General features: G+C 54.6%; 23 protein-coding genes and 2 tRNA genes. 12 read left to right on the forward strand and 13 right to left on the reverse strand.

The annotated features are described in order from the left end of the window. Positions 1-49 precede the first annotated feature (49 nt). The 3 genes from nusG to HK26_RS06130 form a co-directional block, all read right to left on the reverse strand. Positions 50-580, reverse strand: coding sequence for a transcription termination/antitermination protein NusG (gene nusG, locus HK26_RS06120; protein WP_025825452.1), 531 nt, complete (start codon positions 578-580; stop codon positions 50-52). A 9-nt stretch (positions 581-589) separates the two neighbouring features. Beyond that, positions 590-784: a preprotein translocase subunit SecE gene (gene secE / locus HK26_RS06125; RefSeq protein WP_025825454.1), complete on the reverse strand. Its 195-nt coding sequence runs from the start codon at positions 782-784 to the stop codon at positions 590-592. Positions 785-919: 135 nt separating this feature from the next. Next, positions 920-996: transfer RNA gene (locus HK26_RS06130), tRNA-Trp, on the reverse strand. A 225-nt stretch (positions 997-1221) separates the two neighbouring features. Between HK26_RS06130 and HK26_RS06135 the strand changes: the two genes are divergently transcribed. The 6 genes from HK26_RS06135 (at position 1222) to atpC (ending at position 6590) form a co-directional block, all read left to right on the forward strand. Continuing rightward, positions 1222-1295: transfer RNA gene (locus HK26_RS06135), tRNA-Gly, on the forward strand. Between the two features lie 298 nt (positions 1296-1593). Further along, positions 1594-2211 (forward strand): ATP synthase F1 subunit delta, encoded by a 618-nt coding sequence (atpH, locus tag HK26_RS06140; RefSeq protein ID WP_180539359.1) that lies wholly within the window; start codon positions 1594-1596, stop codon positions 2209-2211. Beyond that, a complete protein-coding gene (gene atpA, locus HK26_RS06145; RefSeq protein WP_025825457.1) occupies positions 2211-3746 on the forward strand; it encodes a F0F1 ATP synthase subunit alpha in 1536 nt (511 codons plus the stop codon). The genes atpH and atpA overlap by 1 nt, the downstream gene beginning before the upstream one ends. A 16-nt stretch (positions 3747-3762) precedes the next feature. After that, entirely contained in the window at positions 3763-4650 is an 888-nt protein-coding gene (locus HK26_RS06150; protein ID WP_025825459.1) for a F0F1 ATP synthase subunit gamma, read from the forward strand. A 31-nt stretch (positions 4651-4681) separates the two neighbouring features. Continuing rightward, positions 4682-6154 carry a F0F1 ATP synthase subunit beta gene (gene atpD, locus HK26_RS06155; protein WP_025825461.1) on the forward strand — a complete coding sequence of 491 codons (1473 nt, stop codon included), beginning with the start codon at positions 4682-4684 and terminating at the stop codon, positions 6152-6154. Positions 6155-6182: 28 nt separating this feature from the next. After that, positions 6183-6590 (forward strand): ATP synthase F1 subunit epsilon, encoded by a 408-nt coding sequence (gene atpC, locus HK26_RS06160; protein WP_025825463.1) that lies wholly within the window; start codon positions 6183-6185, stop codon positions 6588-6590. A 64-nt stretch (positions 6591-6654) separates the two neighbouring features. Here the strand turns inward: atpC and queF are convergent, their stop codons facing one another. Next, positions 6655-7125, reverse strand: coding sequence for a preQ(1) synthase (queF, locus tag HK26_RS06165; protein ID WP_086638967.1), 471 nt, complete (start codon positions 7123-7125; stop codon positions 6655-6657). Positions 7126-7248: 123 nt separating this feature from the next. Between queF and rnd the strand changes: the two genes are divergently transcribed. Next, on the forward strand, positions 7249-8451 hold the full coding sequence (rnd, locus tag HK26_RS06170; RefSeq protein ID WP_086639058.1) for a ribonuclease D: 1203 nt from the start codon (positions 7249-7251) through the stop codon (positions 8449-8451). Positions 8452-8484: 33 nt separating this feature from the next. Here rnd and HK26_RS06175 read toward each other — a convergent pair whose 3' ends face one another. Further along, complete coding sequence (locus tag HK26_RS06175; protein ID WP_086639059.1) at positions 8485-9483, reverse strand: adenosine kinase; 999 nt, start codon at positions 9481-9483, stop codon at positions 8485-8487. Between the two features lie 214 nt (positions 9484-9697). Between HK26_RS06175 and HK26_RS06180 the strand changes: the two genes are divergently transcribed. Beyond that, positions 9698-10387: a bactofilin family protein gene (locus tag HK26_RS06180; RefSeq protein WP_180539361.1), complete on the forward strand. Its 690-nt coding sequence runs from the start codon at positions 9698-9700 to the stop codon at positions 10385-10387. A 76-nt stretch (positions 10388-10463) separates the two neighbouring features. On the opposite strand, the gene HK26_RS06185 is transcribed toward HK26_RS06180, so the two are convergent. The 7 genes from HK26_RS06185 to HK26_RS06215 all read right to left on the reverse strand — a co-directional run bounded on the left by HK26_RS06185 (position 10464) and on the right by HK26_RS06215 (position 19852). Next, positions 10464-11081 (reverse strand): GcrA family cell cycle regulator, encoded by a 618-nt coding sequence (locus tag HK26_RS06185; RefSeq protein ID WP_086638969.1) that lies wholly within the window; start codon positions 11079-11081, stop codon positions 10464-10466. Positions 11082-11168: 87 nt separating this feature from the next. After that, positions 11169-11972 carry a tetratricopeptide repeat protein gene (locus HK26_RS06190; RefSeq protein WP_307772206.1) on the reverse strand — a complete coding sequence of 268 codons (804 nt, stop codon included), beginning with the start codon at positions 11970-11972 and terminating at the stop codon, positions 11169-11171. Positions 11973-11986: 14 nt separating this feature from the next. Beyond that, complete coding sequence (locus HK26_RS06195) at positions 11987-14362, reverse strand: TonB-dependent receptor (protein WP_143296294.1); 2376 nt, start codon at positions 14360-14362, stop codon at positions 11987-11989. Between the two features lie 317 nt (positions 14363-14679). Continuing rightward, complete coding sequence (gene nadC / locus HK26_RS06200; protein WP_086638971.1) at positions 14680-15543, reverse strand: carboxylating nicotinate-nucleotide diphosphorylase; 864 nt, start codon at positions 15541-15543, stop codon at positions 14680-14682. Between the two features lie 23 nt (positions 15544-15566). After that, the gene (gene nadA / locus HK26_RS06205) at positions 15567-16547 is read right to left on the reverse strand and encodes a quinolinate synthase NadA (RefSeq protein ID WP_086638972.1); all 981 of its coding nucleotides are present in this window, start codon (positions 16545-16547) and stop codon (positions 15567-15569) included. An 87-nt stretch (positions 16548-16634) separates the two neighbouring features. Continuing rightward, positions 16635-17549 carry an NUDIX hydrolase gene (locus HK26_RS06210; protein WP_086638973.1) on the reverse strand — a complete coding sequence of 305 codons (915 nt, stop codon included), beginning with the start codon at positions 17547-17549 and terminating at the stop codon, positions 16635-16637. A 104-nt stretch (positions 17550-17653) separates the two neighbouring features. Continuing rightward, the gene (locus HK26_RS06215; RefSeq protein WP_086638974.1) at positions 17654-19852 is read right to left on the reverse strand and encodes a sensor domain-containing protein; all 2199 of its coding nucleotides are present in this window, start codon (positions 19850-19852) and stop codon (positions 17654-17656) included. Between the two features lie 654 nt (positions 19853-20506). On the opposite strand from HK26_RS06215, the gene HK26_RS06220 reads away from it, so the two are divergent. The 4 genes from HK26_RS06220 to HK26_RS06235 all read left to right on the forward strand — a co-directional run bounded on the left by HK26_RS06220 (position 20507) and on the right by HK26_RS06235 (position 25672). Continuing rightward, complete coding sequence (locus tag HK26_RS06220; protein ID WP_086638975.1) at positions 20507-20830, forward strand: YnfA family protein; 324 nt, start codon at positions 20507-20509, stop codon at positions 20828-20830. A 28-nt stretch (positions 20831-20858) separates the two neighbouring features. Then, complete coding sequence (gene tmpT / locus HK26_RS06225; RefSeq protein ID WP_086638976.1) at positions 20859-21512, forward strand: thiopurine S-methyltransferase; 654 nt, start codon at positions 20859-20861, stop codon at positions 21510-21512. 243 nt (positions 21513-21755) lie between these two features. Continuing rightward, the gene (locus tag HK26_RS06230; protein ID WP_180539363.1) at positions 21756-24548 is read left to right on the forward strand and encodes a sensor domain-containing diguanylate cyclase; all 2793 of its coding nucleotides are present in this window, start codon (positions 21756-21758) and stop codon (positions 24546-24548) included. Positions 24549-24739: 191 nt separating this feature from the next. Next, the gene (locus HK26_RS06235) at positions 24740-25672 is read left to right on the forward strand and encodes a DMT family transporter (protein ID WP_257640883.1); all 933 of its coding nucleotides are present in this window, start codon (positions 24740-24742) and stop codon (positions 25670-25672) included. Between the two features lie 32 nt (positions 25673-25704). On the opposite strand, the gene HK26_RS06240 is transcribed toward HK26_RS06235, so the two are convergent. Then, positions 25705-26502: a hypothetical protein gene (locus tag HK26_RS06240; protein ID WP_086638978.1), complete on the reverse strand. Its 798-nt coding sequence runs from the start codon at positions 26500-26502 to the stop codon at positions 25705-25707. Positions 26503-26586 lie beyond the last annotated feature (84 nt).

A 26586-nucleotide genomic window follows, 5' to 3' on the forward strand; every position in this document is an offset into this window, starting at 1 on the left:
GCGACCCAAAGGCCGCCTTTAAAAACTACAGGTCAATGTGGCTGAAGAATTACAGCTTTTCGACCTGATTGAACTCCAGATCCACCGGTGTGGAACGACCAAAGATCGAGACGCTGACCTTCAGGCGGCCTTTTTCCTCATCCACTTCCTCAATAACACCATTGAAGGAGGTGAAAGGACCATCGGCCACACGAATCTGCTCGCCCACCTCAAAGGTAACGGCGGAGCGGGGATGCTGCACGCCTTCCTCTGTCTGGCGGATAATCCGTTCAGCTTCAGCCGCAGAAATGGGTGTCGGGCGATTTTTGGTGCCCAGAAAGCCCGTAACCTTTGGCGTATCCTTGACCAGATGCCACGACTCGTCGGTCATTTCCATCTTGATCAGCACATAACCGGGGAAGAACTTGCGTTCCGCGTTCACCTTCTGGCCACGGCGGACTTCAATCACTTCCTCAGACGGGACAAGAATCTCGTCAATATGATCGCTCAGCCCTTTCTGTTCCGCGTCTTCACGGATGTGCTGTGCAATTTTCTTTTCGAAGCCCGAATAGACGTGGACCACATACCAACGCTTGGCCATGCCGTTTTCTCAGCCTCCCAGCCCGAAAAGTTGACGCACGCCGAGACCGATCAACTGATCCACGACGAAGAAGAAGACGGATGCCATACCTGCCATGGCCAAAACGGCGCCGGTGGTGACAAACGTTGCGCGGCGGGTGGGCCATGTGACCCGTTCCGCCTCGGTACGCACATCATGCAGGAACTTACCGGGACTGAACGACACGAAGCACACTCTCCTTGTTCTGCCCCGCCGCAGTGCGGCACGTTGAGGCAGTCTTTAAAAACACTACTCAGATTGTACGATAAAGCCGCGTTTTACAGGTGAAAAGCGGAACCTTCCGTACACCACGAGAAAATCTGGCAGGGGTGGAGGGTCTCGAACCCACAACCTCCGGTTTTGGAGACCGGCACTCTAGCCAATTGAGCTACACCCCTGCAGCGTGTCCGCCACGGCTGGAAAAGACCTATAACGGAAACCCGTTCGTCTGACCAGCCACAATCTTGCGGGCATCACAGGAGGCGGAACAAAATATGTTGTGGCGCTAAAGTCAAGTGCCTGTTGTGGATTATTGTTTGCACGGGTGCGCGCAGGCGCAAAAAAAACGTCGGGGGCTTGCGGCGTGCGTGGAGGATGGATTATAAACATCCACACTTTGGTGCGCGGGCATAGCATAGTGGTAATGCTGTAGCCTTCCAAGCTACCGAGGAGGGTTCGATTCCCTCTGTCCGCTCCAAAATATTCTCCAGATTCTGTAGCCTTCCATCCCTCACCGTTTCGTGATCGTAGCGAGTTGCGTGGCTTCATTTCGGGCAGGTGTTGCCTGTTGTGTTCAGACTGTGCGCCATGACGGTTCAGGGTGTGTGGATATGGACTTTTGCGCTCCATGGTCCGCTCCATCGGGGTGGATGCGCAAAATAGGGGTGTTCAGCTAGTTGCGTGCCTGTTGTGGTCATGCTAGAGGCCGCGCCAGCAGGTGCATTAAATCTGGATTCATCGTCTGGTGGTCTGGGTTGCATCGTTGTCAGTGTGGAATGCCGGCGCGCACAGAAGGAAAGAACCAAAGAGTGGTGGCCTCGGGCGTAACGACAGCACAAGCAGTTGCTTTTGCGGCCAACGGTCTTGAAGGCCGTTACGCGATTGCGCTTTATGATCTGGCCGCCGAGCAGCGGCAGCTGGACACCGTGCTTGATGAAGGCGGAGCGCTTGCCCGCCTGATTGATGAAAGTGCGCCCCTGCGCACTGTTCTGGAAGACAGGCGTCTGGATATTCTGGTGTCTCGCAAGGCCGTGCTGGCCGTGCTGGAGGCTCAGGGGTTCGGCCAGCTTCTTCGTAATTTTGTGGGTGTTGTGGCGGATAACCGTCGCCTGCCGGTGCTGCGTCGCATTCTTGCTGCGCTTGACGCGCTGGCTGTGGCCCGCCGGGGTGAGGTGGTGGCCGAGGTCAGCAGCGCCGTGGCGCTGACACCAGAGCAGCGCACCCAGCTTCAGGCCCGTCTGGCCGAGGCCGGTTATTCCCGTATCAATATTCGTGAGCGTGTTGACAGCACCCTGCTGGGCGGCCTTGTCGTCCGCGTAGGGGCAAAGCTGTATGACGCGAGCCTCAAGACCCGCCTGTTTCGTTTGCATTACGCCATGAAGGGAGCCGCGTGATGGAAATCCGTCCCGCAGAGATTTCGGATATCCTCAAGCAGCAGATTGCCTCGTTCGACAAGGAATCTGATGTGGTCGAAACCGGCACTGTTCTGTCCGTCGGTGACGGCATTGCCCGCGTGTTTGGCCTGCAGAATGTCATGTCAGGCGAACTGGTGGACTTCCCGTCCGCTGGCCAGAAGGGCATGGCCCTGAACCTGGAAAGCGACAACGTCGGTATCGTTATTTTTGGTGACGATACCAACATCCGTGAAGGTGACAGCGTCACCCGTTCGGGCATGGTTGTCAGCGTTCCGGTTGGCAAGGGCCTGCTTGGCCGCGTTGTAGACGGTCTGGGTAACCCGATTGACGACAAAGGCCCGCTGACCGACGTTGAACTGCGTCGTGCGGAAGTCAAGGCGCCGGGCATTATGCCGCGTCAGTCCGTCAGCGAACCCATGCAGACCGGTATCAAGGCGATTGACGCTCTGGTGCCGATTGGTCGCGGTCAGCGCGAACTGGTGATCGGTGACCGCCAGACCGGCAAGACCACCATCCTGACCGATACCATTCTGGCCCAGAAGGGCGTGAACGAGCAGGGTGACGACAAGAAGTCCCTCTACTGCATTTACGTTGCTATCGGCCAGAAGCGCTCCACGGTTGCACAGCTTGTGCGTCTGCTGGAAGAAAAAGGCGCGATGAAGTATTCCATCGTCGTGGCCGCAACCGCATCCGATCCGGCTCCGCTGCAGTACCTCGCACCGTATGCCGCCTGCGCAATGGGCGAATACTTCCGCGACAACGGCATGCACGCCCTGATCTGCTACGACGATCTGACCAAGCAGGCTGTGGCTTACCGCCAGATGTCCCTGCTGCTGCGTCGTCCCCCAGGTCGTGAAGCGTATCCGGGTGACGTGTTCTACCTGCATTCCCGCCTGCTGGAACGTGCCGCTAAAATGTCTGACGCCAATGGCGCTGGTTCTCTGACGGCTCTGCCCGTTATTGAAACGCAGGCTGGTGACGTGGCTGCCTACATCCCAACCAACGTGATTTCCATCACGGACGGTCAGATCTTCCTTGAAACCGACCTGTTCTACAAGGGCATCCGCCCGGCAGTGAACGTGGGTGGCTCCGTCTCCCGCGTTGGGTCGGCAGCGCAGATCAAGGCGATGAAGCAGGTTGCTGGCAAGATCAAACTTGAGCTTGCTCAGTACCGCGAAATGGCTGCGTTCTCCCAGTTTGCATCCGATCTGGACCCGGCAACGCAGAAGATGCTTGCCCGTGGCGCACGTCTGGTGGAACTGCTCAAGCAGCCGCAGGCTTCTCCCCTTTCGGTGGAAGAGCAGGTTGTTCTTCTGTTCGCTGGCACCCGTGGCTTCCTTGACGGCATTGCCGCTAACAAGGTTGTGGCGTGGGAACGCGCAGTGCTGAGCGATGTGCGGAGCGCAGGCAAGGATATTCTGGACACGCTGAGCAAGGAAAAGGCCATTTCCAAGGACCTTGAAGCGCGGCTGACCGAATATCTGACCGCCTTCAACCGCAACTTCGCCGGCTGAGGGAGCAGAAGCACTCATGGCTTCCCTTAAGGAACTGCGCGCGCGCATCGGAAGTATCAAATCGACACGGAAGATCACGAGCGCCATGAAAATGGTGGCGGCCGCCAAATTACGGCGGGCGCAGGCCAGCGCGGAAGCTGCACGTCCTTACGCGGCAGCCATGCGCCGTATGCTGGGTGAACTGGCTGGTGCAACCAGGGGTGAGGACGGTGCGCCTCTTCTTCTGGCTGGTACCGGGCAGGACAAGGTGCATCTTCTTGTTCCTATGACCAGTGACCGTGGCCTGTGCGGTGGCTTTAACGCCAACGTTCATCGCCTGACCGTGCAGACCATTCGTCGCCTTCAGTCCGAAGGCAAAACGGTGCGCCTGCTCCCGGTTGGTCGTCGCGCTCTGAACTTTTTCATGCGCGACCATGCGGACCTGATTGTCGATCATGTGACCGGCACCAGCGCAAAGGAAATTCCGTTTTCCGTTGCCAGTGGTCTGGGTGACAAGATCAACGCCCTGCTGGAAGCAGGCGAGATTGATGTTTGCACACTTGTGTTCAACAAATTTCGCAATGCGATGACGCAGGTGCCGACATGCCAGCAACTGGTGCCCATGGTCGTGGAAGAAACAAGCACTGAGCTTGAAGCTTCCAATGATGTGGCCCAGTATGAATTTGAACCTGATGAAGCAACGCTGCTGGCCATGCTGCTGCCGCGCAATCTGCAGGTCCAGATTTATGCTTCGCTGCTGGAAACGGTTGCGGGTGAAAACGGTGCCCGTATGACGGCCATGGATAACGCAACGCGCAATGCTGGCCGCACTATCGATAGTCTGACGCAGGTCTATAATCGGACCCGCCAGACCAATATTACTAACGAACTGATCGAAATCATTTCGGGCGCACAGGCTGTCTGAGCCCGATCGTATGCCCCGCAGGAGCTGACCCATGTCGGATACCACAACCCAGACCCAGGCCCCTGCGGCCACGAAGACCAATGCTGTTGGCCGCATTACCACCATTAAAGGGCCGGTTGTTGACGTGCAGTTCGAAGGCGAACTGCCCAAAATTCTGAACGCGCTGCACGTCAAGCTGGGCGATCAGGTTCTTGTGCTCGAAGTGGCACAGGAAATCGGTGAACATGAAGTGCGTTGCATTGCCATGGACACGACCGATGGTCTGGTCCGTGGTACGGAAGTGGTCGATACCGGTGCACAGATTTCTGTGCCCGTTGGCCCCGAAACGCTTGGCCGCATCCTGAACGTGATCGGCGAACCGATTGACGAACAGGGCCCTGTTCAGACCGCACGTCGCGCTCCCATCCACCGCGATGCTCCCGCTTTTGACGAGCAGGCAGCCGCTTCTGAAATTCTGATGACCGGCATCAAGGTTGTCGATCTGCTCTGCCCTTACCTCAAGGGTGGCAAGATCGGCCTGTTTGGTGGTGCGGGCGTTGGTAAGACTGTTATTATTCAGGAACTTATCAACAACATTGCCAAAGCACATGGTGGTGTGTCCGTGTTTGCCGGTGTTGGTGAACGTACCCGTGAAGGGAACGACCTGTATTACGAAATGCAGGACGCCGGAGTTATTAAACTGGGCGAAAACGGCTCCACCGAAGGTTCCAAGGTGGCACTGGTGTTCGGTCAGATGAACGAACCGCCGGGTGCGCGTGCCCGCGTGGCGCTGACTGGTCTGACCATGGCGGAATACTTCCGCGATGAAGAAAATCAGGATGTGCTGTTCTTCGTGGATAACATCTTCCGCTTTACGCAGGCTGGTTCGGAAGTGTCCGCACTGCTGGGCCGTATTCCTTCCGCCGTGGGCTACCAGCCCACTCTGGCGACAGAAATGGGTGCCCTGCAGGAACGTATTACGTCCACCAAAAAAGGCTCCATCACGTCTGTGCAGGCCGTGTACGTCCCTGCCGATGACTTGACCGATCCGGCCCCTGCGGCAACCTTTGCCCACCTGGATGCCACAACCGTGCTGAACCGCTCCATTGCTGAAATGGGCATTTACCCGGCTGTGGACCCGCTGGACTCCACCTCCCGCGCACTGGACCCGCAGATTGTGGGTGAAGAGCACTATGCGGTTGCTGGTGAAGTGCAGCGTATTCTGCAGACCTATAAGTCCTTGCAGGATATCATCGCCATTCTGGGGATGGACGAACTGTCTGAAGACGACAAGCTGATCGTGGCGCGCGCTCGTCGCATCCAGCGCTTCCTGTCCCAGCCGTTCCATGTGGCGGAAGTGTTTACGGGTGCCCCCGGCAAGCTGGTGTCCGTGACCGATACGGTGCGTTCCTTCAAGGCCATCTGTGCCGGTGAATATGACGATCTGCCCGAAGCCGCTTTCTACATGGTCGGGACGATTGAAGAAGCTATTGCCAAGGCAGAAAAACTGAGGGAGTCGGCCTGATAGCCGGCTTCTGGAGGGAGCACCATTCATGCCAATCCAGATTGAGATAATCAGCCCTGAAAAGGTTCTGGTGTCGCGTGAAGTAGATATGGCCGTTCTTCCGGGCATGGAGGGTGATATTGCCGCCATGCCGGAACACGCACCCATGATGCTTCTTCTGCGTGGTGGCGTTGTTGCCCTTTATGAGGGTGATAAAGTGACCGATCGCTATTTTGTTGGGGGTGGTTTTGCTGACATAACCCCCACACGTTGCACGGTGCTGGCAGACAAGGCCGTGCCGGTGAGCGATATCTCCATTGATACGGCCACCGCACAGCTTGAAGCCCTGTCAGAAGCATGGGACAAGGCAGACAAGACCGATACGTCCCGTCTTGTTGTGCTACAGGACCAGATTCAGGCCGTTCGGGCAGAAATTGAAGCTGGCATTGCCCGCTGATTTTTTGCACGTTCAGGTCAGAAAAAAGCCACCCTTGAGGTGGCTTTTTTTATGCCCGTTTTTTTTAACCACGACCTTTATAATTGGGCACATCCTGCGCAGGAATCCATACGCCTGCCGGAGCATCCCCTGTCTGCCAGAAGACATCGATGGGAATCCCGCCGCGTGGGTACCAGTAAGCGCCAATCCGTAGCCATACCGGGTTAAGCAGATCTACCAGTGTGCTGGCGATCTGTACGGAGCAGGCTTCGTGGAAAGCCCCGTGGTTGCGAAAGCTGGTCAGGAAGAGTTTGAGCGACTTGCTTTCCACAATCCATTTGTCGGGCACGTAATCCAGCACAATATGGGCAAAGTCCGGCTGGCCGGTAATGGGGCATAGGGACGTAAATTCCGGCGCGGTAAAGCGGACCATGTAACGCTTGTCCGGGTAAGGGGCGGGCACACGCTCCAGCACGGCGTCTTCGGGGCTGTTGGGGGGGGCAATCTGGCGGCCGAGCTGGGTTAGCGCGTGGCGGCCATCGTCTGCAGTGCTCATGGTTTGCTCCAGATGGTCATGATTGTCTTTGATGTCCGGCTTGTTGGGGCGTTCGTCAAGTTTCCTGTGCAGGGTTATGGGTTCTGTCTGTCGCTTTCGGGTTTGCTAGTGTATGGAGGAAACATGGCCAAATTACCCACTCCCGTTTTTCCCCAGCCGCGGCTTGTGTCTTCCACGCCGGAACTGGCAGAGGCTCTCAAGCCGTTTCATGCCGAGCGTTTTGTTACGGTTGATACGGAGTTCATGCGCGAGCGCACATACTGGCCGGAGCTGTGCCTGGTGCAGGTGGGTAGTGCCCATGATGTGGTGTTGATTGACGCACTGGCGGAAGGGTTGGATCTGACGCCTCTGGCGGAGTTGATGGCCGATCCGGCAGTGCTCAAGGTATTTCATGCAGCGCGGCAGGATCTGGAGATTTTCCTGCATGAGTTTGATGCCCTGCCCACGCCTGTGTTTGATACGCAGGTGGCGGCCATGGTGGCAGGCTTTGGTGATCAGGTCGGGTATGACAGTCTGGTAGGCTCCCTGACCGGGCATATGATTGATAAAAGTCATCGGTTCACGGACTGGTCCGTGCGTCCATTGTCGGATGCGCAGCTGATTTACGCGGCCGGGGATGTGACGTGGCTACGGCTTGTTTACGAAAAGCTGGTGCACAAGCTCGAACAGGACAAGCGGTTAAGCTGGGTGGGAGCGGAAATGGCGGAGCTGGAAGACCCGGCGACCTTCCGCCCTGACCCGGAAAAACAGTGGGAGCGGCTGAAGGCACGCACAGGCAACCGCCGCATGTTGGGCGTGTTGCGTGCTGTTGCTGCCCTGCGTGAGCGTGAGGCCCAGCGTGTGAACGTGCCGCGCCAACGTCTGCTTAAGGACGAAAGCCTGCTGGAAATAGCCGCGACAACCCCCACAACGGTGGATGCACTGGCCCGCGTGCGGGGTGTCTCCCGTGGTCTGGCGGAAGGGCGGACAGGTCTTGCCTTGCTGGAGGCGGTCAAGCAGGCGCAGGCTTTGCCAGAGTCGGAATTGCCGCGCCCGGCCCGTGGAAAGGGCAAGGATAACGCCCGCCCCCCTGCATCCTTGGTGGCATTGCTGAAAGTGCTGCTGACCGCATGCTGCGAGGAGCATGATGTCGCCCCCCGTCTGGTGGCGTCCATGGATGAACTTGAAGCACTGGCGCTAGAACCCGCACAGGCTCCTGCATTGCTGTCAGGCTGGCGGAGCAAGGTCTTTGGTAACGCGGCTCAGGCTCTGTGTGAGGGCAAGGTCGTGCTCCAGGTCAGGGGTGGACGGGTGATTACCTTACCCAGTCAGGACGCTGCTCCATAAGAGACAGCGTTCCTGCTGGAGCGGGCTGTGTAATCAGAAGCCCATTTCTTCCCACAGGTTGGAGAGCGGGCGCGCTCCATAGTGCGAGATGATTTCGGACGCAGCGACAGATGCCAGTCGCCCACATTCTGGCAGGCTGCGGCCAGAGGTCAGACCTGCGAGGAAACCCGCAGCATAGGCATCGCCCGCACCCGTTGTGTCCACCACCTGTGTGGGTACCGGGGCCACGGTTGTCAGCTGGCCATCATGCACCACAACACTACCCAGACCAGAGCGGGTCAGGGCGGCAAAGGTTGTATCCTGCAAGGTGCGGCGGGCGGCTGTGTCAAAGTTCTCTGTTTCGTACAATGCGCAGATTTCATCTTCATTGGCGAACAGGATGTCGACATGGTTTTTGACCAGATCAAGAAATGCGTCGCGGTGGCGGCCAACGCAGAACGGGTCTGACAGGGAGAGCGCAACCTGTCGTCCGTTTTTGTGGGCAAGGGCTGCGGCCCGGCGGAAGGCTTCCTGCGCATGTGGCGGATCAAACAGATACCCTTCCAGATAGATAATGCTGGAGGCGGCGATCATGTCGGGCAGCACGTCATCGGGGGTAAAGCAGGTGCAGGCACCCAGATAGGTTGCCATGGTGCGCTGGCCATCGGGGGTGACCATAACCACGCAGCGTGCGGTGGGCAGGTTGTCAAACACCTGTGTGTTCAGGGGGGCGGATGGGAACTGCACCCCGTTGTCACGCAGGTCCTGTGTGAACTTGAGCCCCGCATCATCACGCGAGACCTTGCCAAGGTAGGCAACGCGCGCGCCAAACTGGGCGGCGACGACGCAGGTGTTGGCAGCGGACCCACCACCCATGACCTGCTCCGGCTTTAAGGCGGCTTCAAGCGCGTTGGCGCGGTCCACGTCAATCAGTGTCATGCTGCCGGGGGTCAGTCCCTGCCCCTGAAGGAAGGTGGCGTCCGTGCGGGCGAGAATATCGGTGATGGCATTGCCAATACCGAGAATATCGTACTGTGTGTCCTGACCAGTCATGGCGATAAAATTTTTTCCTGAAAAAATGATCTGTGTGGTTGTTTGGCTAGCGCGCTGCCACAAAAAGGGCAACAGTAAGGCGTAAGCAATCTGGGCTGCTGACCAGACGGTTGCCTGCATGCAAAAGTTTGGAGGAGCCGGGCTGGTGCTGCCAGCAGCTTGTTAATGTGGATTGCTGCCTGAGCATGGGCAGCCAGAAAGGCGGGGGATTTTCTTGTTCAAAAGACGTAAGCCTGAAGAGAGTCAGTCAAATACTCAGGCCTCCTCTACCGTTCAGCAGGGTTCTGCGCGTCCGGCAGGGGCATCTGGCACTGTTCTTTCGTCCAATGCGGGAGTGCAGGGGGGGGCCACACATGGCGCTCCCGTATCGCGTTCTGATAATTTAAAGGAAACTTCACCCATGGGTCGTGCACCTCTTCCTTCTGGTTCTTCTCTTCCCGCTGGTGCGGGTATTCCTCCCATGCCGGGTGCTGCTGTTGCCCGTGGTCTGCCAACGCAAATGCAGCCCAAAAAAGAAGGGCCGGAGCAGCGCACGCTGGTTGTCGGGCGTGGGATTAGCGTGCAGGGCACGGTTCAGGATGCAGAGCGTCTGGTCGTGGAAGGCACTGTCGAATCCAGCATGATTACGGCCAAGGAGCTGGTTGTCATGCCCGGTGGCCTGTTCCGTGGTGGTGTGGAAGTGGAAAACGCGGAAATTGCCGGTACGGTGGATGGCGCGTTAACTGCGCGTGGTAGCCTGACCGTGCGTGGCAGTGGCCGCCTGCTGGGCAAAGCCGCCTGCCACCGCCTGAAGGTGGAAGATGGCGGCCAGATTACGGGCCAGCTTGAAATGTTGTCTGAAGGAAGTGGTGCGGCCAAAACTGCTGAGGCTGCGGCTGAGCCCGCCAAGGCGATTGAAGGCTGACCTGACTGGTGTTTGCCCGTTGACCTGAATAACGCCGTTCAGGCTGCCGTCAGGTCAACGGATGCAGTGTGGTTGTTCAGGCCACACTGTCGCGCCGGTCACGCAGGCGCACATAAGCGATTTGCGCATGCTCTTCGCAATAAGGTTTGCCCGGAATGGGTGTTGCTCCACAAAAATGAAAACCCGGTGTGCCGGGGTCACCAATAGGCCAGCAGCAGGCGGGGCCACGGCGCTTTTGCGGTTCGGGGTCGGAGATGCTGCGCAGGAGCGTTTTGGGTTTGGTCGTGCTCCGTGCCACAGGGGCTGCTTTTTCTTTCCGCGCTGCTTTGTCATCCCCACTGGCAATGACAGGTGCAGCCGCCGCGGGTGCGGCTTGCTCGGCCACAGGGGCTGGGGTGGGAATGGCCGCAGGCGGCACGGGAGGCACAGACGGAGCCACCGGGCCTGTGGCACGCGGAGTGGGAGTCTCCGGCACGGGTGTGGCCGCTGTGGTCTGCTCGGGTTTGTCTGCCGCTGTTTTGGGCTTGCTACCGTTGCGGCGGATGGGGGATGGCCGGGGGGGGAGGCCCAGCCTGTGTGCCTTGCCGACCACTGCGTTCTTGGTAATGGAGAGACGCCTGCCGATTTCCGCCGTTGAAAGACCTTCCGCCCATAGGTCCTTAAGCTGGGCGATTATTTCTTCGGACCACTCCATTAACAGGCACCTTTGAGCATTGCATGGCGGGCTGGCAAAATACCAGTGCTTCTACACCCCTTATATTAGGAGGAAGGCACTCTGATCTCAAGCGGAAAGCCCAAAATCCGAGTGTTCTGAGGTCTGCTCAGCTTTGTGTAGGAGGGTTTGCAGGCGTTCCTGTGTTGCCTTTAGCACGGAGCGGGCGAGTGGATGGTCGTAGGATGCCAGTGTGCGGTTCATGGCCAGCAGAATATCTGACGTTGCGTCAGGCAGGGCTTTTTGCCACCAGTGCAGGGCCTGCTCCAGCTGGCCCTGCTCAACCAGAATGGTTGCGTGGTTATGGCAGCCACGGTAGTCCCCGCTTTCGGCCGAGCGTCGGTACCAGTCAAAGGCGCTGGCCTGATCTTTTTTCACAACCCAGCCTTCTTCGTAAAAACGCGCCATGATGTTCATGGATTTGGCATGGCCATGATGTGCGCCTGTCTGGAACAGCCGGAAGGCTGTTGGCAGGTCACGCGGCATGCCAAGACCGCGCATATGCAGGATGGCAAGATTGTACCGCCCCCATTCATCCCCCACAGCCGCAGCCGCGGCATAGTGGTGTGCTGCTTTGCTCAGGTCTTTGTCGGTACCCCAGCCAAAGTGGTGGCAGCGCCCCAGCATGTTGTGCGCAGGGCCGTAGTCTGTCTGGGCGGCAATGGAAAACCATATATAGGCCTGTGCGGGGTCTGGTGGGACAAAAACGCTGTTCAGCAGAATTTTCCCCCACAGGACCTGCTCCAGAAGGTGGCCGTTTGCCGCCTTCTGGTAGATGGCCTGCACATGATCGGGCAGAGGTGGTGGTTTGGGTGTGTTCTGCTTTTTGCGCTTGATCACACGGGTCATAAAAGATGTGTATCTGCCGATCATTATGCCATTCTTCTTTAATAAGAAGCAGACAGATTGAACAAGAACGCCCGGCCGATTGAAGGCGTCACACGGTTGGAAAAGAGGTTGCCGTAATTCAGGCGGTTGGCAAGGTTGTAGCCATTCATGCTGACTTTCCAGTGGTCGTCAAAGTGGTGCGAAATAACGGCATCAAACTCGACATTGGCTGGAACGCGGGCAGTATTGGTTGTGTCTAAAAACACGCCTTCGCGCCACGTCAGACCGCCACCGACCAGAAGGTTGTAAACTTTTTTGGGTGCAATTTCGTAAGTGCTCCAAACAGTTGCCTGATTGCGTGGGACGTACTGGACCTGCTTGCCAATGTCTGTTGCAGCGCCGCCCGTTGTCAGGCTGTCATAGCGGGCATAGGTGGCGATCATGTTCCAGTTTTTCAAAATCTGGCCGGAAACGCTGAGCTCAATACCCTGGTTGCGCTGTGTATCGCCCGAGGAGCTGACGCTGCCAGTGCTGGGGTCGGTGAGCAGGGAGTTGCCTTTTTCCAGACGGAAGATGGAGGCCGTAAAGCCGATCCGGTCATGGAACGCCGAGTATTTTGCACCCAGTTCATAAAGTCTGCTGCGCTCGGGCGAAAAGTTCTGGTTTTTGGGTGTCAGGGGTTCAGAACTGTTGGCAACGTACAAACCGAGTGGTGTAGTGGATTCCGACCAGTTGAAATAAACCATGGCATGGTCGTTAGGTGTGTACATCAGGCTGGCATTGGGGTTAAAGGTGTCCTGCTTTTGCCCCATATGCGTATCGGCATCGGCGGGGTCTCCCCCTGTGGCGTTGTAGTGGCTGTCCCAGTGGTCCCAGCGGAACCCGGCTTTGACGGAAAACCAGGGTACAAACCACACCTGTTCAGAGAGGAAAGCACCTACATCCGTGGCGTCGCCTTTTTTCCATTCCTTTCTACCGACCCCATTGGGCATGTTGGTCAGGTTGCCTGAGCAACTCCCAGCATCACAAAGGCTCAGACCCGGCACATACATGGAGGGATACATCAGGCTGGTGCCTGGGCGTGTGCTGGCATAGGCGTAGTTGCGGCGGCGGTCATAGATATGTTCAATATCTATCCCGCCAATAATCTGGTGCCGAATTTTCCCAGTATTAAAGTTTGCAACGGCTGATGCAACGTTCTGCACCGACCAGTCATCCTGCTGGTAGGGGTTAGGTCCGCCAAGCCCACCATTGCGTGAGATGACAGCGCTGGCTGGGTTGGATGAGAAGTAAGGCGTGACACAAGTCGCGAGTCCGCAGGCTTCCTGCGATGCGGAGTAGTAGCGGCTGTAAAGGCCACCACGCGTGTCATTATAAAACGTGACGTATTTGTTGATTTCCCACTGCAGGCGGCCGGTTAGCATGTCTGTGGAGGTGTTGTCCTGATCAAAGGTGGTGCCGTACCAGTTATTGCGATTAATACCATATTCAGTCATCGGTTTGCCGTAGGCAGTACCGGGCTTTTTAGCAACTGGCACACCGTAATCAGGGATTCTGTTGTCGGTCTGGTGGAAATATTCCAGTGTATAATTAAGTTTTTTTCCAAGACCGAAAATAATGGATGGTGCAATGCCCCAGCGGTGCGAGTAAATGTAATCGCGGCCGACCATATTGTTTTCATTACCCATGGCGGTCAGGCGGACAGCAATGGTGTCTGTAATCTTACGATTGATGTCGAGTGTGCCACGATAATACGAGCCACTCCCGCCTGAAAAACTGGCGTTAATGTGGTTGCCCGCATAGGGCGTTTTTGTTGTGATGTTGATGGCCCCACCTGTCGTGCCATTGCCGAATACCTGTGAGGATGGGCCTTTTATAACGGTGATATGGTCATAATCAAAGCTGTCACGGGTATAAACACCAAAGTCCCGCAATCCATTTTCATAAATATCGTTTTGGGCGGCAAACCCACGGATCAGGAACTGGTCGCCAGACATCCCCCCTTCGCCCTCACCAACCGAGGCAGTAATGCCGGGGACGTTTTTGAGAGCTTCATCCAAAGACTTCACGTTTTGCTGCTGCATCAGAATCTGAGGCACCACATTGATGGTCTGTGGTGTATGCAGCACGTCGTCCTGCATGCGGCTAAAGCCGATTGAAGAGCGCAACGTGTTCATGGGGGAGGCAACAACAGTCCACTGCTCAACCTCGGTGCCGTCAGCCTGTTTTATGGTTTTGGGGCCTTTTCCCTTACCATTTGTAAGGCTGGCCGAGTTTTTTGCATCGGTCTGCGCGGTGCTGCTGTCTGTTTTAAGGTGATGGCTGGCAGGGTCAGGGGTCTCATCCGCCAATGCGGGAAAAGCATTACAGCTCATGGCCAGCCCTACAGCCAGAGGAGTTGGATTAAGATAGCGACGAATAGGAGATGAGCCCATGTGAGTAGCCTGAAATAAATGATTATGATTCGCAGTTGCGGAGTATGTGTAAATACGAATCATTAGCAATGCTGCAAATGAGGGGGAGGTATGCCGCCGCGAACGGAAAATGGGTAAAATTCAACAACAGCGAAAAAAATATTCGAAATTTTGTTATTATGAATTGAAGAAAACAAAATGTTGCAAAAAAGACACTCGATGTCTGATTTGAGCCAATGGATGTGCAACCTTTATGCAGGCACAGCTACGGACTGCTCAATGCGCAAGGAACTGCCCGTTATAAAGCGGGGCGTTCTGGTCGGGGTATGGGGGTAAATTCAGGTCTCGACGATATCCAGACCGATGTCGAGTGCGTGTACGCTATGAGTCAGCCACCCGAGCGAGAGAACATCCACACCCGTTTGGGCGATGGGCAGAGCTGTCTGTAAGGTAATGCCGCCAGAGGCTTCCGCCAGTGCGCGGCCATTAATCATGCGCACGGCCTGCTCCAGTTGTGGGATGGACATATTATCCAGCAAATACACGTCCGCCCCTGCACAGGACAGGGCCTGTTCAAGCTGTTCGAGTGTGTCGACCTCCAACTCCACCTTCATCAGGTGTCCCGCATACTGTCTGGCGGCGTGCAGGGTCTGATCGATGTTGCCACCGCACAGGGCAATATGATTGTCCTTGATAAGAATGGCGTCATCCAGCCGGAGCCTGTGGCTGCTGCCGCCACCGGCCCGGACAGCGTGTTTTTGTGCGCATCTCAGGCCGGGCAGGGTTTTGCGGGTGCAGGCAATGCGGGCCTTGGTACCTGCTACGGCCTGCACAATCTGCTGCGTATGTGTGGCAATGCCGCTAAGGTGGGAGAGCAGGTTGAGCGCCGTGCGTTCCCCTGCCAGCAGGGCGTAGGCACTGCCTTCCACCGTTGCCAGCACATCTCCACTGTTAATCTGATGCCCGTCCTGTTTGAGCATGCTGAAGCGCACGGTCGGGTCAAGCATGGCAAAGGTCTGGCGCGCGCCTTCCAGGCCGCACACAACACCATCCTTGCGTGCACAGAAGGCCGCCCGCAACTGTTGCCCCGGTTTTGCCAGTGCTTGCGTGGTGACATCTCCCCCAATGCCCAGATCTTCCATAAGAGCTGTGCGTACAATCGGCTCCCACAACAGGGAGGGTAGGTGCAGGCCGGTGGTCATGGTGGGTTTTGGCTCCGGTCGGGTTAAATGGCCAACATCCGCTCAACCGCCATACGGGCGGGGTGTTGCAGATGTTCAGGTATGGTCACTTCGGTTTGCATGCGCTCCAACGCCTGACGGATGTTGGACAGGGTGATCCGCTTCATATGGGGGCATAGGTTGCAGGGGCGCACAAACTGGGTTTCAGGGTATAATGCGGCCAGGTTGTCGCTCATGGAACATTCTGTCACCAGAAGGACTTTGGGAGGTTTTTTCTGGTCGATAAAGTCGATCATCTGTGCAGTGGAGCCCGCGTGGTCTGCTGCGGCCAGCACGTCCGGCGGGCATTCGGGGTGGGCAATAACGCTCAGGCCGGGGTGCAGGCGGCGGTATTGCCTGATTTCCTGGGGTGTAAAACGTTCATGCACTTCGCAGTGAGCGGGCCATGTCAGCATTTCTATTCCGGTTTCGGCTTCTATGTTCCGGGCCAGAAATTCATCAGGAATCATGATAACGCGTGGCACGCCAAGGCTTTCTACAATCCTTCTGGCATTGCCGGATGTGCAGCAGACATCGCTTTCCGCCTTAACATCGGCTGTGCTGTTGACATAGGTAACAACAGGCACGCCGGGGTAACGTCTTTTGAGTTCACGCACGTTTTCGGCAGTAATGCCCTCAGCCAGAGAGCAGCCTGCCGTCACGTCGGGGATCAGGACTGTTTTTTCCGGGTTAAGCAGTTTTGCGGTTTCCGCCATAAAATGCACACCGGCCATAACCATGGTGTCGGCATCTACGGTTTGTGCGGCGCGGGCCAGTGCCAGACTGTCGCCCCGTATATCGGCCACGCAATGGAAGATTTCCGGCGTCTGGTAGTTATGGGCAAGGATAACGGCGTTTTTTTCCTGCTTCAGGCGTAGAATGGCCTCAATGTCTGCCGCATAATTGGCTTCCCATTGTTCCCGCAGCATAATGTGGGCAACAGGGTGGTAGAGTTGGTCTCTGCTGGCCATGAGTGATGCAGACATTGTTCTGCTCCATTGTTCCGCGCTATATATGCTCTTAATGAGTATATATAGCGCGTAGGAATTGCAAGAGCGCTGGCAAACACTTTTTCAGGAGATGGCAGGGAGCGGGAGCTTAGCACCCGCTAGGTAGCAGTGTTCAGCCATTTCGGGGGCGAATTGATAAAGCTGTGCTGGCCGTCCCTGTACAGGAGAATCGTATTCCGCAGTCTGGCTGACCAGCTTTTGTTGCTGCACAAGGCGGCGGAAGTTCTGTTTGTGCATAAAACGACCAGCCAGAGACTCCATGGCCTGCTGGAGTTGCAGCAGTGTAAACTGCACAGGCAGAAGGTCGAATACCGCAGGAGTGTAGCGAATTTTTGCCCGCATGCGTGACAGCGCTGTGGCCAGAATGCGTCTGTAGTCATGGGCCATGCTCAGGCCCGGCAGGAGGGGGACATTCTGCCAGTGGGATTCTGCCACCAGCCCTGCTTCCCACAGGAGTTCATAGCGTTGCAGGCTGAGTTCATCATTCCAGCTATGACCATCAAGGCCAAAAACGGTGGCGCATCTTTGCCAGCGTTGGGCATTGCCCGATGTCCAGAGCCTTAACCTGTTGGCAATCGTGTGGAGCAGGGGGGTAGAATCCGGGTCGCGCCTGTCCTCCCATGGGAAATAGTCGTAAATGGAGTGCGCGGCCAGAGTGTGCTCGGAGTTCTGCCGGATAAACGCCATATAGGAGATACGCACCATCTGGTGGCCGTGGCCATGCCGTGGGTCTGCAAATGTATAAAGCTGCTCTGTATGGCCCAGCTTAAGCCCCGTCTGGTGTTCAACCCAGGTACGCATCCCTTTTTGCAAGGAGCGGTGCTCAACCATAAGGGGGCCAGAGGGAAAGGAACGCCCATGCTCAAGGGTAAGAATATGGGGCGTGTTGTGGCTGATACAGACCAGAACAGCCACCAGTTCAGTTTCGCACAATACGGGCTGCGCGTTGGTGGGTGTGGTGCAGCTATGGTCGGTCATAGGGGAGTGGTGGTTACATACGCTGGTTAGGAGACCGCGACAGAATACTCTCTTTTGGTGCTTTATGGCAAAGGGGGAGCGCAGGTTAAGGGGGTGGCAGGTCCTTATCCTCTGCTGGCCTGCCGGGTTGGGCAGGCCTCAAGCCATAAAGGAATTTCCTCCGCGCGCAGGGGTTTGCTGTAGAAGTAGCCTTGCAGAATATCGCAGCCTAGTTCCTGTAATTTTGTTTCCTGTGCTTTCTGCTCGACCCCTTCGGTGACAACCTTGATTCCGAGCCGTTTACCAATGCTGATGGCGGCCTCGGCGACGACAAGGGAACTGATATTATTTTCAAAATTTTCAATAAAACTTCGGTCTATCTTAATCTCGGTGAGGGGGAGCTGTGCCAGACGTGACAGGGATGAAAACCCGGTACCAAAATCATCCATGGATAACCCAACGCCCATATCGCGTATGGCGTTCAGGTTGGATGCGGTTTCGGGATCCTGTCGCATGGCAACGCTTTCGGTAATTTCTATTGTCAGGCGTTGCGGGTCCACGCTGTATTTGTGCAGCATGGACAAAATCTGCTCGGGTAGCTCCATACTGCAGAAATGCACGGCAGACATATTGACGCTCACAATGGGCACATAGACATTGTCTTGCTCCCATTGGCGGATTTGCGCGCAGGATTTTTCCAAAGACCATAGACCAATGGCTTCAATCTGCCCCGTTTCCTCGGCAATGGGAATAAAGGTGGATGGAGGGATTAACCCCAAGGACGGATGTTGCCAGCGGCTGAGCGCTTCTACTCCGCATAATGTGCCAGTCAGGGCGCAGATCTGCGGTTGGTACACCAGATACAGCTCTTTTCTGTGCAAGGCCTCCCTGAGTGCGGAACCAATAATGAGGCGTTCACGTACATTGCTGTTGCCACCTTTGCCAAAAAACCTGAACCCTCCACGAGCCTGTTTTTTGGCCTGTCGCATGGCAATTTCCGATGCGCCAAGTATTTCCTCTATTTCTGTGCCATCATCAGGATACAGGCTTATGCCAATACTCAGTGAGGCGACCAGATCACGCCCTTTTACTTCAATGGGTTCACGTGCAATGCAGTTAAGGTCATGCGCCAGCTTGCAGGATTTTGTCCTGTCAGCATCGGGCATGACGACCACAAAATCATCACTTCCCAAACGTGCCACCAGATGTTGCGTCCGGCATAGGGAGGCAATGCGGCGTGCGACTGTCTGGAGAAGAATATCGCCACTATTATACCCCATGACGTTGTTGACATCCTGCAGCAGGTCCACATCAAGCATGAGTATGGCAAATGGTGCCTGCCCATTTTGTGCGGCCATCTGTTTAAGGCGGGTTGTCAGGGCAGAGCGGTTCAGCAGGCCTGTAAGGGGGTCTATATTGTTATACTGGCTTATTCTGTAACGTGTTCTTTCATGCTCTATAATCGAGGCGCAGGAGGGAACGCACCCTGTAACAATTTTTTGGGGCCAGTCCGTAATTTTGTCCTTGTTGCACGAAAACAGTACAAAAATACCCAGAAGTTCTCCAGAGGCATTGCAGATGGCTGAAGCCCAGCAATCATGCAGATCAGTGTTAGATTCCTGACTTTGTTTGTTGGGCCAGACTACTGCGTAGGCGTGGTGGGGGTGCGCGCGCAGGTCTTTCATGTCAGATGGAGTAAGGACTATACTGGTCAGTTGTTTAACAGTGTTAGCCGGTAAGTTTTTTGCCGAAAGTATGGAAATGCTGCCATGGACGGTGACTGAGAGAAGTGCTGCAATACTGTTGGGGACCAGTTTTTCTACTTTACTGCACAGCATATCGGCCACGTCCTGTATGGTCGTGTAGCCTGTCAGTGACGTAAAAACCTGACTTTGTAATTCAAGCAGCTTGAGACGGTGGACCTCTTCGGTAACGCCTTTAATAAACGCCATATAATAACGTTTTTGCTCAGGCCCCAGTAGAGCTGTGGAAAGCGAGAGGTCTGCAGCAACATAATCACCATTGCTCCGCACGAAAGTAACCTCGCGCGATGTGTTGACAATGCGGTGACTGCCTGTTTGCCGGTTATGCGCGATATAGCCAGAGTGGTGATCGCGATGTTCCAGCGGCAAAAGTGTATTGACATCGTTGCCTAAAACGGTGGAGGCGGGGTAACCCCATAAATGTTCAGCCGCAGAGTTGAAAAAAACAATCCTGTTCTTATCATCAATAATAATAATGCCATCTGCCGCCTGCTCCAGGATATCGGCAAAGAACGTATCGTTAATGCACGAAGATAAGAGCGGGTTTGCATAATCTGGCATGAACTCAATCTTTGATTATATGGCTAAACCTGAGGGAAGCCGATCGCAAGACGACTATGCCAGATGAAAGAACAGTAGACACTATGGCATAGTTTTCTGTGTGATACCCCTTAAATTTTGAATATATCTCACCCCCCAAAGTCAACGGAAATCTTGAATATTTATTTATTAAACAAGGAATTTGATAAAAATGTGATGTGTTATTTAAAATAAAACCACCGGATTGGATATTATAAAGAAAGGGAAACATGCGTTTGCCCTAGATGTGTGATGAATAAACAAACATATTCGACACTTTTTCTCGGGCAGGGTAGACGCCTATTGTTGTATCTTCCGCATGATGGGAAAAATATCATCAAAATGTACATAAAATTCTTTTATAACAATGATATGGACATTCATGGTGTCAATTTTTCTAACAGGGCAAGGTTATCACATTATCGTGACAGTCGGCGGTGGAATGCAACTTTGCCAAAGGCACCGAGGGTGGAAGGCGTGTGGCGGAGGCGGATTGACGGTGCGTGTGAAGGTTGATTGTTGATAGGAGATGGCCAGATTTTATTCTGGCAATAATTTTTCTTGAAGAATGATAGGCTGCACATAAAAATTAGGGAATTGATGGGGTGCGGGCACAATGACGTGCAGTGAAATGGTATGAAAACCGGGCTGGTTTTTCTGGCTGCGGCACTGGCAGAAATTGGTGGATGTTTTGCATTCTGGGCGTGGTTGCGTCTGGGAAAGACGTTTTTCTGGCTTTTGCCAGGATGCGCCTCTTTGTTGCTGTTCGCTTACTTGCTGACCTTGGTGGATACGTCTGTGGCGGGGCGTGCCTATGCGGCGTATGGGGGCATGTACATTACCGTTGCCGTGTTGTGGATGTGGCTTGTGGAGGGTATGCCGCCAGATCGGTGGGACCTGACTGGGGTAGGTCTATGTCTACTGGGTGCAGCAGTTATTCTGTTTGCGCCACATGCGTAATTATTATCGACAAGGGTGGGGCTCGTAAATGGACGCTGAATTCTGGCTTGCAAAATGGAAACGCAACGAGACTGGGTTCCATGCGTTACATCCTCACCCCGCCTTGGTGACCTATTTTTCCGGCCTGTGTGCCGTGCGCGGTGGGTGCGTATTTGTGCCGTTATGTGGTAAAAGCCTTGATATACATTGGCTTCTGAAAAATAATTATAGAGTGATTGGTGTAGAACTGAGTCACCTTGCGGTGGAGCAGTTGTTTGCGGAATTGGGTATTCATCCTGTCATATCCCACTTGCCTGCTGGCGTGGTGGTATTTGAGGGGGTAAATATTAGAGTTTTTGTCGCGGATATTTTTGCCCTCACGCCTGATATGCTTGGTCCGGTCGATATTGTTTATGACCGGGCGGCTCTGGTGGCTTTGCCAGCACCTATGGCGGCACGCTATGCGCGTCATCTTACACAACTTACCAAATGTGCGGATCAGTTTCTGGTTTGTGTAGAATATGATCAGGAGCGTTTGTCCGGTCCGCCTTTTGCGGTTATGGCGCAGGATGTGGAGCGGTATTACGCGCAGGATTATACGATTGCGAGCATAGACCGCTCCCCCGTTGCCAATGGCATCAAGGGAAAAGAGCCGGGATATGAGCATATCTGGTTTTTACATTCTGTTGAAAAGAAAGTTTGAAAATAGGATTATCTTTTTTACACTCATGTGTTGCGACAAACACATGAGTGTAGTGTGTTGTCATAAAAATATTTTCCATCTGTTCTTGGAAAAACATGGAGTGTGCGAGGGTATTGTAGTATATCTTGCGCGAAAATTTGTTGTAAAATTCAACACATGGTCATGCGCGTGAGCAAAATTTCATCTTTCTCTTCCGTTTTGTATCATTCTTTCAGGAATGCAAAAAAACGGACCGGAGTGGTCATGAATTACACTCTACCTGTTCTGGTGGTGGTGATTTGTGGCACTGCGATCGAGTTTGATGAATACCAGCATGCTATCGCAGAAGTAAACGAGGCCGCACGCAGAGATGGTCAGGCATATGCCAATCTGATTATGGAGCGGCTGGATACGCGCTTTACAGAGCTTGATATGGCTTTGGTAGCGCTCCACGGGCCGGACGACAGGCCAGAGACCATGTCCGCTCAAATGGAGCTTTTGCTCCGCCATTACCTGCTGTCTCGTCCTGCGTATTCGACGTTCAGCGTGCTTGGGGCGGATGGGGACAGCATACAGTGGTCCACCTCTGGGCAGAAAAAATATCAGCTTGAACCACTCCGGGATTTTTCGGTTGTTCCCAAAATGCCCAATCATTTTTTGGGTCCCGTACATTATTCCGAAAATCTGGGCACTGTCGTTCTACCCATGCGGGTGCGTGAAAAAGATGCCGGTGAAACAGGGTATTTTCTAGGATCACCCTATCGCCTGAACAGGTTTTTGGATGAGCAGGAACTGCCCCCTGATTACAGGAAATGGGATTTTACTGTTATCGATACCCGCAATGGGCAATCTTTGACGCATTTGCTGCATATGCAGGTGCAGGTTCATCCGTTGCTGTCCGTCAAGCCAGAGATGGTCGCACAGGCTCCGGTGCCGGGGTATCCGTTTGTGGTGCAGACACTGGTCCCCTCTTCACGTGTGTGGCGCAGTTACAGCCAGCAAGCTCCAGCACGCTGGAGTGCAGAGGCCCTTTTTCTTGCGCTGCTGGTTATAGCGGGTGAGTTTCTCATTCGTCGGCGTGATCGTGAGCAGATGGTACGTTTGCGTCGGCTGACCGATTTTAACATGTTTATGGCGCAGGCCAGTCAATGTGCCAGTCAGGCTAACAATGAGTCTGGTCTTTTGCGGGAAATCTGCGATATGGCCATACGGTACGCCCATTTCAAAATTGCTTTGATCACCAGACCAGATGAAGATCAGTGTTTCAAGTTTCTGGCTATAAGTGGTGCGAGCACATATCTGGATAATATTGTTATTTCTGCGCGTGCGGATGTGCCAGAAGGTCGGGGCACCATTGGTCAGGTCTGGCGTACGGGTTCGCCCATATTTAACGCATCTTTTATGGAAAATGCCACACTGGCGCCATGGAAAGAGAAAGCACTCCGGCTGGGGCTACGCTCAAATACGGCTTTGCCTATCTACAGAGATGGAAAAGTTTGGGCAATTTTCAGTGTTTATCACGAAAAGTCTGACATTTTTGATGATCAGGTTCAAATTTTGCTTAAAGAGGTGTGCATCAATATTTCCATGGGGTTGGACCGGATTTACAGCCAGCGGCTAAAAGCTGCGCTGCTGGATAACTCTGTGGTGGGCATTCTGCTTGTAAAAGACAGAGTGGTGCAGATGACCAATTCCTATACCACACACATGCTGGGTATGCCGGCCGATACTCTGGTTGGAAAATCAACCGAAATTCTTTTTGCAGATCATCATGAATTCAGGCGTGTTGCCGCGTGTTATGATGAACTGGCGCAAAAACGTGAGGTGCGCATTGCTGGCGTGCGTCTTGCCCGTGCTGATGGCCAGATTTTGATTGCTGATTGTTCTGGTGTTCAGTTGTCCGATTTGCATAATGATATTTCTGTCTGGACACTGGAGGATGTCACAAGCCGAGATGTGGCCAGACGTCTCTACCATGCGCTGGTTAATGCCGCAGATGCCGTGCTGCTTGCGACAGATGAAGGGGAAATGTGCAATCGCACCTGTTCGGATCTTGTGCGGGACACACTGTTCCATGCTGTCTGGATTGGTCGGGTGGATCATGCGGGGCAAGTCCATGTTTTGTCCCGTGCAGGTGAGGGAACAGGTGGCATTGAACAGATTAATACCTGCCTGAACGATGACTGCGCGCGGGACCAGCCGTTTGTATTCATGCGCGCATGGAAAGGGCAGGAGCTTGTTTACAGTAATGACGAGTTGACCGAGCAGGCCAATAATCCATGTTTTGCGTTTATTCAGGCTAATAACTGGCGTGCGGTTCTGTCTACACCCATCTGGCGGGGGGATCGGATATGGGCGCTTATGACTTTTGCGTCTCCACAGGCACAGGTTTTTGATGAGCATAGTATTGCTCTGTGCAAGCGGGTTGCCAGTCTTTTGGGGCATGCGCTGGATAAGCTGGATGTCAAACAGCGGATTGAATGTTTGCAGGAGCAGGAAGCCCAGCGGGCACGGCAGGATGTGCTGACCGGCCTACCCAACCGTCTGGCACTTGCGGAATATCTGCCGCAGGCACTTGCGCGGGCGCAGCGGAATGCCACAACCGTAGCGGTTGGCCTGATTGACCTGGATGGTTTTAAGCAGGTGAATGACACGTATGGGCACGAGGCGGGAGACAGGCTTTTGCTCCAGCTTGGCCAGCGCTTACGGGGCCTGCTACGCCAGACCGATTATATTGCCCGACTGGGCGGGGATGAGTTTGTTGTGGTTCTGGAAGGGTTGGTAACAGCGCAGGCGACTGAGCAGGCCGAAGTTGTGCTCAATACTATGCATGGTGCGGTTGAAGATTCTTTTGTCGTCATAACAGGTGCTTCCGCCATGGTGGGTATGACGCTGGGTCTTGCTTTTTACCCACAGGATGGTGCGGATGCGGAACATTTGTTAAAAAGTGCCGACATGGCTATGTACCATGCAAAGCATAATAAAAAAACGCGTGAAAAATGGTGGTGTCTGGCCAGTGATCTTGCTGACGATATTCCAGACACCCATCTGACATAAGGCCCGCAGGATGGCGCGTGCATATGCTGGCACGTCTGTTTTTGCTAGAACATGATTTGCGGGATTGATTGAAAAACCTGATGCCAGAAATACAAAACTGGAAAATAGGTTTTACTTTGTGCTGACCGGGCCTTATTGCTACCAAATACTATCCTGAATTCAGGATTTTTCTCACAGATATAGCGGCTTCAATGGACACTAAAACTCTTTTTTCCGGTATGGCGTTAGCTTTTGGGGCTTACGCGTCTTTTTCTGTCAGCGATGCGTTTTCCAAATTGCTGGCAGGTCAGCTTGATCCATTTGAAGTTGCATTTTCTGGCGGCGTTTTTGGTTTTCTGATTCTTCCGCTTATCCGTAGGCCAGATGAATCGTATCTGGATATTGTCCGCCCGCAGCAATGGGGTATGTGGCTGTTGCGGGCAGGCTGCGTTTTTGCTGCCACGGCTGCCAGTGTGGAAGCCTTTATGCTGCTTCCTATGCCCGAAGCATTTTCTCTTATGTTTTTGATGCCGTTATTCGTGACAATCCTGTCCGTAATACTGCTCAAGGAAAAAGTGACATTCTGGGCGTGGCTGGCAGTTGTGCTGGGTTTTGTCGGGGTGTTGATTGTGTTGCGCCCCGGGTTTCGGGCGCTGCACTGGGGGCATTTATGTGCTCTTATTGCAGCGTTTGCCAACGCGGGCAGTGTTATTGCCTATCGACTGGCGGATAAGGAGCGTACGCGCCTGTCCCTTTTCGGGTCCAGTCTGATCGGGCCTCTGGTCGGGAACGGGCTTCTTATGGGGCTGCACGCCCAGTGGCCAGCGACTACGACGGCGTGGGTTTACCTGTTCGGGTATGGATTTCTGGCGGCTCTGGGGCAGTTGATGATGATGATGGCGACCGCCCGTGCTCCGGCTAACCGGGTGGCTCTGCCCCAATATAGCCAGATGGTGTGGGGGGTGGCCCTGAGCTACCTTGTTTTCCGTCAACCGTTGGATGTCTGGACTTTTGTTGGCATTCTTGTGCTGATGTCGTCTGGCATACTGAACTGGGTGCGACAGAGAATTCGTTACGAGCGTATGGCCATGAAGGAGCGCCTTGCACGCCGCAAGGCCCGCAAGGCTGGACAAGTAACCAGTTGAGAGACGAGCCTGCGTGTTTTTGGGTCAGTGCTTCAGTTTTCTATGATTTTTGAACCAAAAATGGCAGATTGCAGAAGAATAGCCATGGATGTGCGGGGTTCCATGACCTTGAAGAGCGTGGCGAACAGCATGCCGGCCGCCACATTCATTGCCGAACTCCATAATGGTTTGGGCAGTGGGCCATGTGGACCGGGTTTATCGGGGTAATTTTGTAAAAAAATGGGCTCCATATAAACCCACATGGCCTCCCGCAGGTTTTCTGTCGCGATCAGGGGGTGAAACGGTGCCGCAACATCGGGTATGCCTTCTTCTGCGGTGCCCAGACGGCTGGCAACACATGCAAACTGGGTATTCAGGTCTGGCAGATCCAGCACGGCACAGCCTTGCTGTAAGGCGGCGCTGGTCAGGCAGGGCCAGAGGCCGGGGTTGTGGACGCTGGGGTCTCCGTGCATCAGAAACTGGTTGAGTTGTTCGCCAAACAGGAATGTCCGCCCCCCTGCCAATGTGTGGGCCATCATGTCCTGCTCCGGCCTTAGGCCTGCGTCCATCAATGCTGACAGACTGGCCTGAGCGGTAAACCCGCAGACACTGCCCAGCGCTGCAAAGAGCGTGGGTGTGTGAACGCGCCGGTTGTCGTCTTGCAAAGGGCGCGGGAAATTCTGTACGATTTCTGCTGTAACAAGGTTGAGCAGGGCCGCTTCAGGGCAATCTTTCCAGACCACATCATGCGCGCCGGCTGGTTGGCTTGGTGGAGTTTGGGAGTGGGGCATGAAAAAGGCCTTGAAGGTTGTATGGAGCGGATTTTCCATAACGCGAATGGCGTGTTCCATCCAGCCTGTGCAGTGCAGCTATGGTGTGAACACGTGGTGGAATGACACCAAAAAGGCTGATGAGTGCGGTTATTGACTAGGGTT

Source organism: Acetobacter okinawensis (genome assembly GCF_002153655.1).
GTDB lineage: Bacteria > Pseudomonadota > Alphaproteobacteria > Acetobacterales > Acetobacteraceae > Acetobacter > Acetobacter okinawensis_A.

Bases quoted from the DNA above. Each gene is read 5' to 3' on its own strand.
- nusG (WP_025825452.1), bottom strand. From the start codon at position 580: ATGGCCAAGCGTTGGTATGTGGTCCACGTCTATTCGGGCTTCGAAAAG.
- atpH (WP_180539359.1), top strand. From the start codon at position 1,594: ATGCCGGCGCGCACAGAAGGAAAGAACCAAAGAGTGGTGGCCTCGGGC.
- atpA (WP_025825457.1), top strand. From the start codon at position 2,211: ATGGAAATCCGTCCCGCAGAGATTTCGGATATCCTCAAGCAGCAGATT.
- HK26_RS06150 (WP_025825459.1), top strand. From the start codon at position 3,763: ATGGCTTCCCTTAAGGAACTGCGCGCGCGCATCGGAAGTATCAAATCG.
- atpD (WP_025825461.1), top strand. From the start codon at position 4,682: ATGTCGGATACCACAACCCAGACCCAGGCCCCTGCGGCCACGAAGACC.
- atpC (WP_025825463.1), top strand. From the start codon at position 6,183: ATGCCAATCCAGATTGAGATAATCAGCCCTGAAAAGGTTCTGGTGTCG.
- queF (WP_086638967.1), bottom strand. From the start codon at position 7,125: ATGAGCACTGCAGACGATGGCCGCCACGCGCTAACCCAGCTCGGCCGC.
- rnd (WP_086639058.1), top strand. From the start codon at position 7,249: ATGGCCAAATTACCCACTCCCGTTTTTCCCCAGCCGCGGCTTGTGTCT.
- HK26_RS06175 (WP_086639059.1), bottom strand. From the start codon at position 9,483: ATGACTGGTCAGGACACACAGTACGATATTCTCGGTATTGGCAATGCC.
- HK26_RS06185 (WP_086638969.1), bottom strand. From the start codon at position 11,081: ATGGAGTGGTCCGAAGAAATAATCGCCCAGCTTAAGGACCTATGGGCG.
- HK26_RS06190 (WP_307772206.1), bottom strand. From the start codon at position 11,972: ATGATCGGCAGATACACATCTTTTATGACCCGTGTGATCAAGCGCAAA.
- HK26_RS06195 (WP_143296294.1), bottom strand. From the start codon at position 14,362: ATGGGCTCATCTCCTATTCGTCGCTATCTTAATCCAACTCCTCTGGCT.
- nadC (WP_086638971.1), bottom strand. From the start codon at position 15,543: ATGACCACCGGCCTGCACCTACCCTCCCTGTTGTGGGAGCCGATTGTA.
- nadA (WP_086638972.1), bottom strand. From the start codon at position 16,547: ATGTCTGCATCACTCATGGCCAGCAGAGACCAACTCTACCACCCTGTT.
- HK26_RS06210 (WP_086638973.1), bottom strand. From the start codon at position 17,549: ATGACCGACCATAGCTGCACCACACCCACCAACGCGCAGCCCGTATTG.
- HK26_RS06215 (WP_086638974.1), bottom strand. From the start codon at position 19,852: ATGCCAGATTATGCAAACCCGCTCTTATCTTCGTGCATTAACGATACG.
- HK26_RS06220 (WP_086638975.1), top strand. From the start codon at position 20,507: ATGAAAACCGGGCTGGTTTTTCTGGCTGCGGCACTGGCAGAAATTGGT.
- tmpT (WP_086638976.1), top strand. From the start codon at position 20,859: ATGGACGCTGAATTCTGGCTTGCAAAATGGAAACGCAACGAGACTGGG.
- HK26_RS06230 (WP_180539363.1), top strand. From the start codon at position 21,756: ATGAATTACACTCTACCTGTTCTGGTGGTGGTGATTTGTGGCACTGCG.
- HK26_RS06235 (WP_257640883.1), top strand. From the start codon at position 24,740: ATGGACACTAAAACTCTTTTTTCCGGTATGGCGTTAGCTTTTGGGGCT.
- HK26_RS06240 (WP_086638978.1), bottom strand. From the start codon at position 26,502: ATGGAACACGCCATTCGCGTTATGGAAAATCCGCTCCATACAACCTTC.